This is a genomic window from Methylotenera sp. L2L1, from assembly GCF_000744605.1.
Taxonomy (GTDB): domain Bacteria; phylum Pseudomonadota; class Gammaproteobacteria; order Burkholderiales; family Methylophilaceae; genus Methylotenera.
The window spans coordinates 1,844,624-1,859,474 of record NZ_JQMG01000001.1; the positions used below are offsets into that span (position 1 = coordinate 1,844,624).

Annotated in this window: 18 protein-coding genes; 16 read left to right on the forward strand and 2 right to left on the reverse strand. The window is 43.7% G+C overall.

What is annotated here, in order from left to right; translation table 11 throughout:
* Window positions 1-9: 9 nt before the first annotated feature.
* The 16 genes from FG24_RS08775 (at window position 10) to FG24_RS08850 (ending at window position 13,336) form a co-directional block, all read left to right on the forward strand.
* Complete coding sequence (locus FG24_RS08775) at window positions 10-336, forward strand: hypothetical protein (RefSeq protein WP_036302640.1); 327 nt, start codon at window positions 10-12, stop codon at window positions 334-336.
* 36 nt (window positions 337-372) lie between these two features.
* Entirely contained in the window at window positions 373-1,767 is a 1,395-nt protein-coding gene (locus FG24_RS08780; protein ID WP_036302642.1) for a pilus assembly protein TadG-related protein, read from the forward strand.
* 2 nt (window positions 1,768-1,769) lie between these two features.
* Window positions 1,770-2,243, forward strand: a complete 474-nt coding sequence (locus FG24_RS08785) for a TadE/TadG family type IV pilus assembly protein (RefSeq protein ID WP_051901493.1) — start codon at window positions 1,770-1,772, stop codon at window positions 2,241-2,243.
* 20 nt (window positions 2,244-2,263) lie between these two features.
* Complete coding sequence (locus FG24_RS08790) at window positions 2,264-2,773, forward strand: TadE/TadG family type IV pilus assembly protein (RefSeq protein WP_036304152.1); 510 nt, start codon at window positions 2,264-2,266, stop codon at window positions 2,771-2,773.
* Window positions 2,774-2,810: 37 nt separating this feature from the next.
* Window positions 2,811-3,989: an AAA family ATPase gene (locus FG24_RS08795; RefSeq protein ID WP_036304154.1), complete on the forward strand. Its 1,179-nt coding sequence runs from the start codon at window positions 2,811-2,813 to the stop codon at window positions 3,987-3,989.
* A gap of 72 nt (window positions 3,990-4,061) precedes the next feature.
* Window positions 4,062-5,420: a CpaF family protein gene (locus tag FG24_RS08800; protein ID WP_036302644.1), complete on the forward strand. Its 1,359-nt coding sequence runs from the start codon at window positions 4,062-4,064 to the stop codon at window positions 5,418-5,420.
* A gap of 9 nt (window positions 5,421-5,429) precedes the next feature.
* Window positions 5,430-6,398, forward strand: a complete 969-nt coding sequence (locus tag FG24_RS08805) for a type II secretion system F family protein (RefSeq protein ID WP_036302646.1) — start codon at window positions 5,430-5,432, stop codon at window positions 6,396-6,398.
* Between the two features lie 25 nt (window positions 6,399-6,423).
* The gene (locus tag FG24_RS08810; RefSeq protein WP_036302648.1) at window positions 6,424-7,368 is read left to right on the forward strand and encodes a type II secretion system F family protein; all 945 of its coding nucleotides are present in this window, start codon (window positions 6,424-6,426) and stop codon (window positions 7,366-7,368) included.
* A 67-nt stretch (window positions 7,369-7,435) separates the two neighbouring features.
* Window positions 7,436-8,632, forward strand: coding sequence for a LytR C-terminal domain-containing protein (locus FG24_RS08815; RefSeq protein WP_081880968.1), 1,197 nt, complete (start codon window positions 7,436-7,438; stop codon window positions 8,630-8,632).
* A gap of 108 nt (window positions 8,633-8,740) precedes the next feature.
* Window positions 8,741-8,965: a hypothetical protein gene (locus FG24_RS08820; protein WP_036302653.1), complete on the forward strand. Its 225-nt coding sequence runs from the start codon at window positions 8,741-8,743 to the stop codon at window positions 8,963-8,965.
* 279 nt (window positions 8,966-9,244) lie between these two features.
* A complete protein-coding gene (locus FG24_RS08825; RefSeq protein ID WP_036302655.1) occupies window positions 9,245-9,727 on the forward strand; it encodes a TadE/TadG family type IV pilus assembly protein in 483 nt (160 codons plus the stop codon).
* Window positions 9,724-10,314 carry a TadE/TadG family type IV pilus assembly protein gene (locus FG24_RS08830; protein WP_051901496.1) on the forward strand — a complete coding sequence of 197 codons (591 nt, stop codon included), beginning with the start codon at window positions 9,724-9,726 and terminating at the stop codon, window positions 10,312-10,314. Before FG24_RS08825 ends, FG24_RS08830 begins: the two co-directional genes overlap by 4 nt.
* A gap of 25 nt (window positions 10,315-10,339) precedes the next feature.
* Window positions 10,340-11,692 (forward strand): vWA domain-containing protein, encoded by a 1,353-nt coding sequence (locus tag FG24_RS08835; RefSeq protein ID WP_036302657.1) that lies wholly within the window; start codon window positions 10,340-10,342, stop codon window positions 11,690-11,692.
* A gap of 322 nt (window positions 11,693-12,014) precedes the next feature.
* Window positions 12,015-12,257, forward strand: a complete 243-nt coding sequence (locus FG24_RS08840) for a DUF2934 domain-containing protein (RefSeq protein ID WP_036302659.1) — start codon at window positions 12,015-12,017, stop codon at window positions 12,255-12,257.
* Entirely contained in the window at window positions 12,254-12,673 is a 420-nt protein-coding gene (locus tag FG24_RS08845) for a hypothetical protein (protein ID WP_036302662.1), read from the forward strand. Before FG24_RS08840 ends, FG24_RS08845 begins: the two co-directional genes overlap by 4 nt.
* Before the next feature lie 183 nt (window positions 12,674-12,856).
* On the forward strand, window positions 12,857-13,336 hold the full coding sequence (locus tag FG24_RS08850) for a hypothetical protein (protein WP_036302664.1): 480 nt from the start codon (window positions 12,857-12,859) through the stop codon (window positions 13,334-13,336).
* Window positions 13,337-13,572: 236 nt separating this feature from the next.
* Here the strand turns inward: FG24_RS08850 and FG24_RS08855 are convergent, their stop codons facing one another.
* The gene (locus FG24_RS08855) at window positions 13,573-14,070 is read right to left on the reverse strand and encodes a DNA-deoxyinosine glycosylase (RefSeq protein ID WP_081880969.1); all 498 of its coding nucleotides are present in this window, start codon (window positions 14,068-14,070) and stop codon (window positions 13,573-13,575) included.
* An 81-nt stretch (window positions 14,071-14,151) separates the two neighbouring features.
* Window positions 14,152-14,847, reverse strand: coding sequence for a hypothetical protein (locus tag FG24_RS08860; RefSeq protein ID WP_036302666.1), 696 nt, complete (start codon window positions 14,845-14,847; stop codon window positions 14,152-14,154).
* Between the last annotated feature and the right edge of the window lie 4 nt (window positions 14,848-14,851).

The window sequence follows — 14,851 nt, forward strand, 5'->3', positions numbered from 1 at the left end:
GAGATAGTCATGCACACCTCAATATTAAAAACCATTCTATCTGCCTTGATTGCATCTGTTGCAATGGCTGGTTGTGCAACTAATACACCAGTACTTGATGAGCATTTTGGTGAGGCAGTGAACGCTGCGAAAGCGCAGCAGACAATTAACCCGGATGCTTCGATGAATACTGACCCTGTCGCTGGGGTAGGTGGTCAGCCAGCAGATGCCGCAATAGATAGATATCACAAGTCTTTTGCACAACCACCTGTTAGCCCCAACGTGTTTAATATTGGCATTGGCTCGAGCGGTAGTGGTGGTGGCGGTACTGGCAGCACTGCTAGTGGAACAAGGTAATACTTTGGCGCCCACTGGGTAACGAAGGAGAGCAGCATGAGCAAGCATACAAAATATAGCAACCGCAGCATACAGAAACAGCAGGGTGCGGTAGCGATTATTGTTGCAATATGCTTGACGTTGCTGGTGGGGATGCTTGGTTTGGTGTTGGATCTAGGGCATCTCTATGTTGCTAAAACTGAGTTACAAAATGCAGCAGACTCTGCTTCGCTCAGCGGTGCGAAAGAGCTCAATGGCAGAGTTACTGGCATTACCAGTGCGGTGGCTCGGGCGATTGAAGCTGCAGGTAAAAATAATTATGACTTAAATAGTAATCCCGTTGTGATTAATGCTAGCAATATATGGGTAGGTAGTTGCCCAAGTGATGGCTGTATGGTGCCAATTAGTTCGGTCACTACCGATGCCTTGGCGGGAGATAAGACTTTTGTCAAAGTAGACACAGGATTACGTAGCCTAAATACTTGGTTTATTCAGGTGTTGCCAAGCATTGCAAGCACCACGCAGACTTTTGGCATGGCGGTAGCAGGTAAATACAAAGTTGATATTACGCCAGTTGCTATCTGTGAGTTGCCAGACCCTGGCACAACGCATGAGTTTGGCTATGAGCGCGGTGTGTCGTATAAAGTGAGCGAGGCTAATCCTATTGGTCCTGGTACGATGTTTTGGATCGACCCTGAATCAAATGTCCCTGGGGTTTGCCCTGCAACCAGTACTAACGCCACACTTCCTTATGTATGCACTGGTAAAACTGGTTTTACACCAGTTGCAGGCGGTACGGTTAACACCAATACTGGGATATCTGTCCCGCAATTGTCTGCGCTTGATTCAAGGTTTGGTGACTATACGCCTCAAAACAATTGTGATCCAGCTACCGCACCACCTGATGTCAACGTCAAAGAGTATCGTTATAACAATGCAGGCGTTGGCGCACCTAGAGATTGGATGGGCACAGACCCTAATAAGCAAACTATTCAGTTTGTGCAGAGGGCTAATGTTAATAATTTGTGCTCACAACCAAGCCGCCCTTGTATGTCTAAGCCATATGGCTTAAGAACAGCAACAGATTATGGTGTGCTGTGGTCAGGTTTTCGCCGTTCAGGCGCCACAGTAGGGCAGTGGCCAGCCTTGTATAGCGGCAATACGGCTACGTCTTATCCAGAACCATCTCCATATTCCCAAGGAAGCGGAAACTTCTTTACAGCGCCGCCAGTGGCTACCCAACCAGGTAAAGCCGGGCGCAGAGTGCTCAATATGGTCATTGTTGATTGCACAACAGCGGGTGGTGTTTGCAGGCCAGCACCAGTGCTTGCTGTTGGTCGGTTCCTCATGCAAAGGAGATCTAATGTCCCAGGTGACCGAGATATTTTTGTAGAGTTTGGCGGTTTGTTACCAACGCCTTTACCAACCAGTGATATTAAGCTTTACCGATAATCATGAAAATCACTCAATTAAATTTTAACTGTAGTTCATGGCTGCCACAACAGCATGGTGCTGCTGCGATTGAGTTTGCCTTGTTATTGGTGATATTGCTGATGTTTGTGGCCGGTATTGTAGAGTTTGGTAGAGCTTTTTGGTACTACGATGCATTGACCAAAGCGACACGTGATGGTGCTAGATACCTTTCTAATACTAGAGTTAGTGCGTTAGTAGCAATCGATACTACAACAAAAGACAAAGCAAAACAGATGGTTGTTGATGCCGCATCGCTCGCACAAGTGCCTAGTTTTGCTGCGTCTGATGTTGCAGTGATTTGTGAGCCTAATTGCGATGCACCGGTGTATGTCACCGTAGCGATTAATGCGTATCCAATGACGATTGGTGGATGGATTCCAATTTTTCTGCCAATTGGGTCAACAACGTGGAACGCTACGCTATCACCTTCTACCGCGATGCGATACATGCATTGAAGGAAATGATGATGCTTAACATGATGAAAATCTACAGCAAGCATAAACCACAGCAACGAGGCGCTGCGGCGGTTGAGTTTGCGATTATTGCCTTACTGCTATTCACATTGCTGTTTGGCATTATTGAGTTTGGACGGTTGTTTTATCTTTATAACAGCGTTCAGGAAGTGACGCGTCACGCAGCGCGTGAAGCTGTGGTGAGATGGGTTGATAACTCTAACACTAGTCCTGCAAAAGTGATGGCACTTTTTGGTGGGGCAAGCTTGCCAGCAGGGGCTGAGATCACTGCAAGTAATATCAATATTGAATATTTGACTGCAAGTGGTGCGGTTCCTAGCCCATTTCCGGCAAGTGCGGCAGATAATATAGCCGCTTGTTTATCAGGACCAGCAGGTTGTATTGCACTGGTGCGGGTTTCTATTATTAATGCATCTTATGTGCCGATGGTTGGGTTGTTTACGTTTCTTGCGGTGCCGATTCCAGCATCAACAGTCACGATGCCAGCGGAGAGTTTGGGTTACACGGGTTAAATAGGGTATGTAGGTTAAATTGAATGGCGGCAAAAAAATGAAAATAATCGTGATTTCGCCTAACAAGGTGCTTAGAGAAGAAATTGTACATAGTCTAAAAAGCGTAGATGCGACTAGGTATTCGTTAGTCTTTGATGACGGGTTAAATGATCTGGGGCATATCACAGAGGGGCAGCATCCAGACATGATAATCATTGATGGACTCTGTGTAGAGAGTGGAAGGCTCAGTATTTTAGAGCATATTTGCCTTAGGTATCCAGATGTGTCCATTATCATTTTGTCTGAAAACGCATCGTCAGAGTTTTTGATGGCGGCAATGCGTAGCGGTGTGAAAGATGTGTTGAGTTTGCCGCTACAGGCAGGCGATTTACAAGCATCCGTGGATCGCCTTGATATTAAGCTAAAACAAGCCATACCAAATCACAAAAAAGGCAAGGTCATCGCGTTTGTTGGTAGTAAGGGTGGTAGTGGTGCTACTTTCTTGGCATGTAATCTAGCCTACATATTGGCGGAAACTAGCAAAGCTAAGGTAGCGTTGTTAGATTTGAATTTACAGTTTGGCGATGCTGTACTGTTTGTCAACGACCATGTGCCATCTAATACCTTAGCCGATGTAGCCAAGAATATCAGACGGTTAGATGCGTCATTATTAAGTTCTTCGATGGTGAATATCTTACCTAACTTTAGTGTACTGGCTGCGCCAGAAGACGCAGAGTCAGCTCAGGATGTTAAGCCTGAGCATATCGATGCACTACTTAAATTGACAACATCCCAATATGACTTTGTGGTAATGGATATTGGTAGAACCCTCAATGCGACAGGCGTTAAGGCGCTTGATCATGCAGATATTATCTTTATCGTGTTACAGGAAACACTGCCATTTATACGTGATTCAAAACGTTTATTACATGCTTTTCACTCATTAGGATACGCAAAAGAAAAAGTGAAGATAGTGCTTAATCGACATGAAAAAGGTGGGGATATTCGATTAACCGATGTGGAAATTGCATTAGGCATGAAGGTGTTTAAAACCATCCCTAACAGTTATCAAGCGGTTTCTGCTTCCGTTAACCAAGGTGTTCCCATCATGGAAATCGCTAAAAATGATGCAGTGACTAAGGCCTTACAGGAGGTTGCACAAGATTTAGTAGAAGTATCAAAAACTAAGAAATCTGGCTGGTTAGATAGCTTGTTACATCATGCATCGTTATTTTGAACGAGATTGCAGCATGGTCGATTAACTGATTGTTGATAAGAATAAATGCTGAATTGAGGAAGGAATTTGATTATGTCATTACGTGATCGATTAGAAGATGTAAAAAAAGATGCGGTGCAAGAACTGCAGAGCAACCAAACTGATGTTGTGATGGGTAATAAAGTGTACCAAGAGTTAAGGTCGCGCATTCACCGTAAACTGCTTGATAGAGTTGACCTAGCCATGATGGAGAATATGGCACCAGTACTATTGCGGTCTGAGCTTAAAACGTTGGTAGAGCGTCTTCTTACTGAAGAAGCTGTCGCGATTAATGATGCAGAGCGTATTAGCTTAGTGCGTGATATTCAGCATGAGGTGCTAGGTCTAGGGCCACTGGAAACGTTAATGGCAGATCCAACAATTTCAGACATATTGGTCAACACCTACAATCAGATTTACATTGAGCGTAAAGGTAAGTTGGAGCTCAGTGATGTGCGATTTGAAAGTGAAGAGCATTTGCTAAAAATTATCGATAAGATTGTGTCTGGTGTGGGGCGACGTGTGGATGAATCTAGCCCAATGGTGGATGCGCGCTTACCTGACGGCTCTCGTGTGAATGCGATTATTCCACCACTGGCTGTTGATGGCGCTATTTTGTCGATTCGTCGTTTTGCGGTGACACCATTGCTGATGAAAGATTTTTTGCAATATAAAAGCTTAACGCCAGAAATGGGAGAAGTGCTTGAAGGCTTGGTGAAATCCAAAGTCAATATATTGATATCTGGTGGTACTGGTACAGGTAAAACAACTTTGCTCAATGTGTTGTCTGGGTATATTCCATCCAGTGAACGCATTATTACCATTGAAGATGCTGCTGAGTTACAACTACAACAGCCACATGTTGTGCGCTTAGAAATACGCCCACCTAATATTGAAGGTAAAGGAGAAGTCACGCCGCGTATGTTAGTGAGAAACAGTTTGCGGATGCGTCCTGACCGCATCATCGTCGGTGAGGTGAGGGGGCCTGAAGTGGTCGATATGTTGCAGGCAATGAACACAGGGCATGAAGGCTCTATGGCTACTGTGCATGCCAATACACCACGCGATGCTTTGACTCGTTTAGAAAATATGATTGGCATGGCAGGGTTTAATTTGCCTACTAAAGCCATGCGAGAGCAAATTAGCTCGGCATTGACCGTCGTAATTCATGTTTCTCGTTTAAGTGATGGTAAACGTAAAGTAACCAGCATTAAAGAAATCACGGGGATGGAAAGTGAGATTATCACGATGCAAGACATTTTTGTATACGAGCAAACTGGCGTGGCAGAGGATGGCAAAGTGCTAGGACACTTCAAAGCAACAGGTATACGGCCAAGATTTGTTGAGCGCTTGCGTATACATGGCGTGCATGTATCAGACGACTTGTTTGACCCGATGCGATTGTATGAGTAGGAGCTTAATATGGACTATCTCTATTATCTATTTGCGGTACTAGCGTTTCTCGCAGTAGTGCTTTTTTTAGAAGGCGCGTACTTGGCATGGAATGCTTACAAAGGCCCTGAAGCAAAAAGAATCGAAAAACGCTTACAGGCAATGACGATTAGTAATACCCACGAAAGTAGTTTGGTTAAGCAAAGGTTACTTGCACAAGCACCAGGCATGCAAAGATTGTTATTGCAGATTCCTCGTATCCATCAATTAGATAAAGTCATTTTACAATCAGGGCTCAATTGTAGCGTGGCAAGATTCATTGCGCTTTGTCTACTCATGGCTGCTGGTGGTTTTGTGGTAACGCTACTGCTGGGTTTAAGTTTTACCGCAGCCATTGTTGTGACAGTGTTTGCAACATGTGTTCCTTTGTTTTATTTGTTAAATGCTAAGCAAAAGCGTATTCATACGATAGAGCAGCAATTGCCCAGTGCCTTAGATTTAATGGGTCGTGCAATGACAGCTGGGCACGCTTTCCCTAGTGCCTTGCAGATGGTGAGTAGTGAAATGCCAGAGCCAATTGCTTCTGAATTTAGAATAGTTTTTGATGAAATCAACTACGGGATTCCAACGCCTGAAGCCTTGATGAACCTTGCGGAACGTGTACCAAGCACTGATTTAAGTTACTTCGTGATTGCAGTGCTGATTCAGCGTGAAACTGGCGGTAATTTGGCTGAGCTATTAGCCAATATTAGCGAGTTGATTCGGGCGCGTTTGAAATTGCTAGGGACGGTACGTGTTCTGTCAGCGGAGGGACGTTTATCAGCTTGGATTTTAACAATATTGCCATTTGTCTTGGGGGCTATCCTACAACTCATGAACCCTAAGTTCTTGAGCATACTGTGGACAGATCCAAAGGGCGTGAAAATGGTAGTGATGGCACTGATATTGATGGTGCTTGGTATTTTTGCCATGTGGCGCATTATCAAAATCAGGGTCTGATACAGATTAAATAAGCGAGAACATCATGAACACAATTCAAATAATTTATCTGGTTCTTATTTTTATCACGGCATTTGTCATTGCAATGGTTATCTTTGGGCAGTTCAACTCGCGCCCTGTAGATGCCAGATTGCAAATATTAAAAGGAGATTCTCCACACTTATCAGAAGCGACAGATGAGCCTGTTTGGTTAAGCCATATTGTTAAGTTAACAGGCCCAATTGCCAAACTCTCATTACCTAAAGAAGGATGGGAGACATCGCAGTTACGTGTTCGGTTTATGAATGCTGGGCTACGTAGTGCAGGCACACCAATCTTATTCTTTGCTGCTAAAACGTTACTCACCATTGCATTACCCGCTTTGTTTGTGTTGTATACGGTGATTGCAGGAATGATTGTGAGCCCCAATAACTTCATGATGATGTTGATACTGTTGGCGGCAATTGGTTACATTATTCCTAATGTCGTTTTAGCAAGACGTATCGCGTATCGCAAACGTGAAATATTTGAAAGCTTTCCAGATGCGTTAGATTTAATCATTGTTTGTGTTGAGGCAGGTTTAGGGTTAGATGCAGCACTTGCTAGAGTGGGTGAAGAAATGCACGTAAGAAGCCCAATTCTAGGGGAGGAGCTGCACTTAATTAACCTAGAGTTGCGCGCAGGTAGCTCACGTGAAAGGGCATTACGCAATTTAGCATTACGTACAGGGGTTGAAGATATTGATACGCTCGTGGCCATGCTGGTGCAATCAGATCGGTTTGGTACCAATGTGGCAGATTCATTAAGAGTACATGCTGAAACTTTACGCACTAAACGCCGTTTGCTAGCAGAAGAAGCTGCGGCAAAAATTGCAGTTAAGTTATTGTTTCCACTTATTTTCTTTATTTTCCCGTCGATGCTGTTGGTCTTGTTAGGGCCAGCCTTTATCAGTATCCACAACATTTTGTTGCCGACACTGGCGGGGCAATAGCTTTCGGGACAATAGGTGGATAAGACAAGTAGTTAAAGCTTTAGCTTAAACGGTTGTATGGAGGTGAATGATGAAAAGTAAACGTAAAATACTGCCTTTAGCATGTTGCGTTGCAATATTGAGTGCATGTGCGTCTAATCAGAAGGCAGTCGAAGCACCATCATGGATGATTAGTCCAAATGTGAAGACCAGCAACTTAAATGCTAATCCAGAAGCAATGTATAAGTTAGGTCGATATTATCAAGGGCAGCAACGCGATGACCTTGCGATAGCGTATTACCAAAAAGCAATTGCAGCCGATCATCGCTATGTAGAAGCCCATAATGGTTTGGGTGTTATTTATGCAAGGCAAGGTAAATATCAAGCGGCAGTTGATGCATTTAGAACTGGACTTCACTATGCACCAGGAGCCGCTCATTTATACAGCAATATAGGTTATGCCTATTATTTGCAAGGGCAATATACAGAGGCAGTTAGCGCTTTAAAGCAGGCAACAACGTTAGATCCGTCCAACCATAAAGCACTTAACAACCTTGGGTTGGCGTATGCAAAGGCCGGTAGTAAGGGTGAGTCATTTCAAGCTTTTACGCAGGCGGCTAATGTTGAGTCTGCTCATGTAGCATCACTAGAGGCTTCTTCATTGCAAGGTGAATCAGCCGTCATCAATGAGCAAAGGTCAGCATCGATTACCGAGATATTTGCAGGTAAATCTCTAGCAAAACAATCTGATGCACAGGAGCTGGTACTCCCTAAAAATGTGGGAATTATCAGGCCAGCATCTCTGTCAAATATAGTACCAGTAGTGGATAGTCGCGTGAAATTAGTACAGTTAGCGCCTAACGTCTATGAGCTACATACACAGCCAATGAGCGATATGCCAGTTCAGGTTGCAAATATTGCTGAAGAAGTTAACACAGCACTACTACGAATTGAAGTATCTAATGGTAATGGTGTGACGGGAATGGCGGCTAAAGTAGGGACATTCTTAGTAGACCAAGGGTACGCAGCAACAAGGCTCACTAATCAAAAGCCTTTTAATGTGAGGAAATCGCAAATTCAGTATCGTCATGGTCACCATGCAGAGGCTCTGCTTTTAAAAGATAGTTTGCCAGAGTCTCCAGAGCTTATTCTACGGAGTGACATGCGTGCAGATGTTGGCGTGAGATTAGTCCTTGGTAAAGATATGAGCACACATTTGGCATATTTTGGCACTAAACCACAAAACACGCAGTTAGCGTTAATGATGGATGAGCCTAAAACATAAGGGCATTAAATATTGAATTAACTTTTGTTTAAGACTGTTTTTTGTAGTGCGGAGTAGTAGGTCGGTGAGTTGTTTAATTTTTAATTCTTTAATTTAAGGGAGTGTGAAATGGCTAATATGGATAATATTATTGAACCAGATAGACAAGGGCTCTGGATTGCAGCAACGTTCATTATTGCATTGCTAGCATTAGTCGTCGCAATTGTTGGGGTTACTCGTACGAATGATTTAACGTACATGACACAAACGGAGCTGCTGTTAATTAACGATAAAATTGAGGCTATACAAACAGGTGCGCCTCCAGCAGCAGCGCCTGCTGCAACACAGGAGTAGTCATCAATGTGCTGTATATTCAACACACGCTGGAAAGTTGCCCATTAGCAATATTTTCAGCGCATGTTGAATCTAATGGCGCCTTAATAAAGGAGATTAGCGTTTTATCAATTGATGAGCATATGCTCAATGGGTCCAGCCTTAGATGATTTGTTAACGCTTAGATAATCTAAAGCCGAGAGGTCTTAAATCATAAATTGGTGATTTGTTGCCATGCATGTTTCACTTTTTAATACAGAGCCTTGCATCACAAGTTAACCATACAAAAAGGATGATGCTATGAACATTAAAGAGAAAGGGGCGGCGCTAGTTGAGTTTGCGCTAGTAGCGGTCATGTTCTTTACCGTACTGTTCTCAATCATAGAGTTCGGCTATCTTTTTTGGGGAAATTTGAGCATGCAGCATGCAGTGCGAGAAGGTGCGCGTTTTGCGGCAGTGGCAGGCTTTGATCCAACTCAGCCTGACCCTATACAAGAGCGGTGTGACAGAGTTGTTCAATATACTGAAGATAACTCGATGGGATTTTATGATCGTGTTTCACCGGTGGTAACCTTTAAAACGGTCGATGCTGCTGGAAATGTCGTCAACATAGGGAGTGGTTGTGGAGCCGCTCAGCAAATTGTTGTCACGCATATTAACTGTACGCTTCCGTTAATAACTCCGTTTACTCAGTTGTTGGGGCTGTTAGGCACAAGTACTTTTACTGATGGTAATTATCATTTTTCTGTCAGTGCAGCGATGAGAAACGAGGCATTCAAATGATTCACTATTCTAGCTATAAAATTAAAATAGTATCGCATGGGCAGAGCCTCATCGAACTGGCAATACTTTTACCTTTGCTCTTAATGTTAGTGTTTGGTGTGATTGACTACGCACGCGCTATTCAATTTAACAACATTCTTGTGGCGATGAGTCGTGAGGGGGCTAACTTAGCGTCCAGAACTAGTGCCTTACCTCAAGATATCATTCGCGCATTAAACGTTACTGCAGACCCTTTGGTGATGAGTACCCGAGGGCGCATATTCATCACGCGCATTATAGGCAGAAAAGTAGTGCCAACCTGTGTGGATGCACCGCCAGCTTTCTGTACAACCTTTCCTAAGGTGCAGTCTCAGACTAGAGCTGTCGCTGGTGCTGCAGCGCTCACAAGCAAAGTATGGTCTTGCGCCGCAGGATGGAACGGTAGTGGCACTTGCACTTTTGTTCCAGGGAGCGCTAGTGCCACTATTCCGATGACACTCAGTGACGGTGAGGAAGTTTATGCAGTAGAAACGCTTTATGACTATAACGTGATCGTCAATTATGTGATGCAAACAGGACCGAAACTTTATTCGCTGACGGTGCTGTAACACACGGCCAGCTGTAGGAGGTAATATGAAACGCTATTATCCACATGATAACAAAGGTCAAGTTGCGATTATTGTCGCGATGGCGCTTGTTGTGCTGATTGGTATGGTTGGTCTTGCGGTAGATTCAGGTCGTGGCTATGGTGTAAAAGCTAAGCTAAGTGCTGCTGTGGATGCTGCTGCGATTGCAGCAGCAAGAGGTTTAACCGTAGGCGATGATGATGCCGAGCGTATCGCTAATGCACAAGTCGCCGCACAAAAATTCTTTAATGGTAATTTCCCCAATGATTACTTGGGCTCAACACCTACATCACTTAGTACCACGGCTGTGCATAAAAGCGACGGTTACTGGCAGGTCAATGTTACCGCTACTGCTAATATGCCAACAACATTTATGCGAGTGGTTGGTCAGGACGAATTAGATCTTAACGCTGCTAGTGAGGTGATTCGGCGAGATGTTGATATTGTATTAGTCATGGATACTTCTGGATCCATTGGCTCAGCGATGACTGGGCTGAAAAATTGTGCAAAAAACTCTTTTGTGAATAAGTTTATTGAAGGCCCTGGTGGGGATAGGCTAGGTTTAGTGAGCTTTGCATCTGGTGCGGTACTAGATGTGCCAATCAACAAAGATGCAACAAGAGGGTTCAGCAAGACCCAGATGAACAACGCGATTGATGCATTTACCTCTAGCGGCTGGACAGGTTCTGCAGAAGGCATGCGCAGAGCGCTTAATGAGATTAACGCAATTCCCGCATCGATTCGTTCTAGCTTGCGAGTCATTGTGTTTTTTAGTGATGGTGCGCCAAATGCCTTACCCGCAACCTTTGATCGCCTATCTGGCACGCCCAACCCGGTAGTCGGTGATTTAGAGTCTGAAACAAACGGCGCTGCAACTGGGCGTGCAACGCAATTGTATCGTGAAGATAGGCGCGATACGCTGCGCGCGACTTACAATAATATCGATGTGTTGAGGAGTACCGGTTTTAATATTACCGGTGTGGGAGATATTCCACTTGCTAGCTATAATAATGTGCGGACCTTAACCGGTAGCCCCATTGCCAATACGCGGTGCAATGTTAATAAGGCTGCAAGAAACATGGTTGAAAATGCTGCTAACACAGCACGCAACCAAGGTATTTATGTACACTCCGCAGCGTTAGGGTCGGCTGTTAATAACCCAGAAACCAGCTTTAGCGGTGGGTGTAGCACTAACAGTGAGGTTGGGGTTACCATTCTCAAGCGGGTGGCAAATACTACTGACTCTACTCATTACAATGTAGCACAACCCACTGGTATTTATGTTTCAGCAGCAACAATTGCGCAGTGTGATGATGCGTTTAGTAAAATTGCAAGTGAGATATTACGGTTGACTAAATAATGGATGCTCAAAAAGCATGATATGTATATGGCTGTATACTGCATGTGCGATTAGTCATTAATTGATGGTTTTTACCTAACAGCTAAGCAGTTGTTAGGTCTGCAGTTGTTTTGTGGGGTCATTTTTTAAAGGCGCCTAGCATTTTTTAACATCTTTTATCAATATTATTTTGTTGATATAAGGGTTAGCCCTCATGTACGGATTTCATCATTCAAGGTAAATTGTCACCTCAATCTCAGTGGTTCCAAATTGGTAGCCGATGACGTAATGTCGAGTCAAACGGAGCTTCTGTTTTTTTCAATTTATCAATGAGGAGGTATTCATGGTGCTTGAAACAACAACCATTAAAGGTAAAAAACCAAAAGATTCATTAGCTTCAGTCGCTCCAGCCATCAAAACAGCGCGTTCTCGTAAGTTGCAGCAGCCGACTGGGTCAAGCAGTGCGATTGATGATAAATTACTGCACATTGCGGTAACAGCCTATTACAAAGCAGAATCCAGAGGGTTTGAGCCAGGACATGAAATACAGGATTGGTTGGAGGCGGAAGCAGAGGTGGTGCAATGAATACCTCATCAACCACACGTCAAATTAAAGGCATGATTGCCAATAATCTATTAAATAATATCCCTCATCATGAAGATGTTGGTTTAAATCTGCCAGTATTAACCATTTATGAAAACGGTATGATTAGAAGTTGCAGTAACGCTGCTATTGAGTTGCTAGGTTGTTCGTTAGACAAGCTCAAGTGGCGACACATATCTACATTTTTCCCGCAATTAGCTGATATGGTGATCATACAAGGCGGAAAAATTAATCCTAACTTACGCTTCCTCTCACACATCGGGTATAGCTTTGATGTGATTAATATGCGCGGCGTACATATTGCATGCGCATTGTTTTTTAATGAGATTGAGCACTTTGATCGACATTATTTAAGAGTTATCTTTCGTCCAGTTGAGCCGCAATATTCAATGCTCTAATATGTAAGCTTTCATTGTGCTGCTCAAGTCAGCATGCACCATGATTGCCTCTGGTAATGGAGGCAATCTTTTTTCTTAAGCGATGGAGAAAACAGACAGTGATTATCTATACGTGATATAACAGGCTATCAGTTTTAAGTGATTTAATAAATAAGTAGCTTAATAACAATAAGGAGAATACCAATGCAACATTTAAAGCACATCGTTACTACTATTATCGTTGTGCTAGGGTTATCAATCTCAATGGTGACACTAGCATACACAGACGTACCTGAAGAAATCATCCCTGAAGATTCCGCAGAGCCTGATATGAGCGCAGTGAGTCCTGTCACTGTCGGTGATGTGACCTATTTATCCGGCGGCATAGGCAGGGCAGAGTCCGTCGCCATGCGTCAAAATGCTAAAAATTACGCATTAGAAATCGTCTTTGTAGAGAAAGCTGGTACTTTAGAAGAATACCTGTCAGAAGTTAGTCTACAGATTCAGGATGTTAATAAAAATAATGTATTAGAAATTGCCACAGAAGGACCATACTTTTTGGCGAATTTGCCACAAGGCAAATACTTCGTGAGTGCTGAGTATAAAGGTGAAGCTAAAACACAATGGGTCACCATCAGTAAAAGCAAACATAGCAAACTAGTGTTTTGGTGGCGTGCTCAGTAGTGTATTGTTTAGGGTAAGTTAAGTATTCAAACTTAGCTTATCACACCAAGCAATATCAGCTAGATAACAAATCAAGCTGATGGTAACGGCTCTAAAGGTAGGCTTTAAAGCCGTTATTATTCAAGCTTATCTCTTCTGTAGTTATTCTTCAAATATCCTTAATTTTTAATTTTCACCCCCGTCATTCCCGCGCAGGCGGGAATCTAGTTAAGGTGATGATAATGACAGCATCAATATTATGCCTCAAGCGCCTTGCGCCATGCTGCAACCTTCTGCGCTAAAGGCAGTGTATGTGCAGGGCTTGAAGAGGGTAGGCGGACAAAGTTGATATCGCTTATATTGAGCAGTGGTAAACATAACTTGTTAAAGCTCTTTTCTGCTTTTTCACCGTTAAATCCAACGAGCTTGATATTTGGGTGTTGTTTGAAAAACAACTGAAAGTCATTCGCTATCTGCGACCTACTTTCAATCGCACTATCTAAGCTACCAGCACGTACACAAGTATGCAAAACATCCCAAACTGCAACACCAGATTCGGTTAATCTCTCAACTCTATATTCATAAGCTGATTCAGCATCAAAACCATAGAGGCTACCCATAATACGCCAAAATGCGTTGCGCGGGTGAGCATAATATTGGTTAGCGTTAAGTGAAAGTGCGCCTGGCATACTGCCCAAGATGAGGATTTTGGCTGATTTTTCTGTGATAGGAGGAAAGCTAGTAATGGTGTTCATCTTGACTCCTAACGTTCAAGGTCAAGCACGCTGTGCTGCACTGCACGCAAAGTACCAAGCGTAGCGCAGAGGTAGGCATAATTATTCTATGAGCATCCATGTGGAACCTGAGTGTTTAACTTGCGCAACGCCACACGGTTTGAGACCAGTAGGATTAGTTTCCGCTGCTGCATAACACTGCTTTTTGACTAGCGCATGGTTAGCGCTTTCCCAACCTCCATCATGCGGGCCCCACTCGGGCTCGTAGTTTGCTATTCGGTGAAAATCACTCAAGCCCACCTGCCAAATTTCGACATTGTTTGGGCGATAGCCAGCGAACATGTCATTAGAAATTGACAGAAAGTGCTTCCCGTCAGGAGATGCCAACGGAAAGCCAGATGGAAACACCTGTTGACCGGAGTGATGATGGATAACCATATAACTGTCACCTTCATAGTATTGAACATGGATGATATGGCTATTGAGCTTCCGGCTGTAGCCAAGATAGCTGTACCAAATTGCGCTATCTCCACTTTCTGTTGGATAGTCCACAAGCGAAACGACCTTCTTCTCCAAGCGAATCAGCAATGTGTAACCTGAGCGGCTAACCACCTTGCTCCTAGCTGAGAGTTCCTTTTGCTCAATTCCTCTCGCACAGCTAAACATTTTGAGATTCTTCTCTGCGCATTCGGCCACACCAGCTTCTATCGCTTCTGGAGCGATGTACCCAAAAGCAAATGCCTTTGGCACTACTCCCACGACAAGGGCTACTATCAAGCAAGCAAGGGCAATACGCATTGTG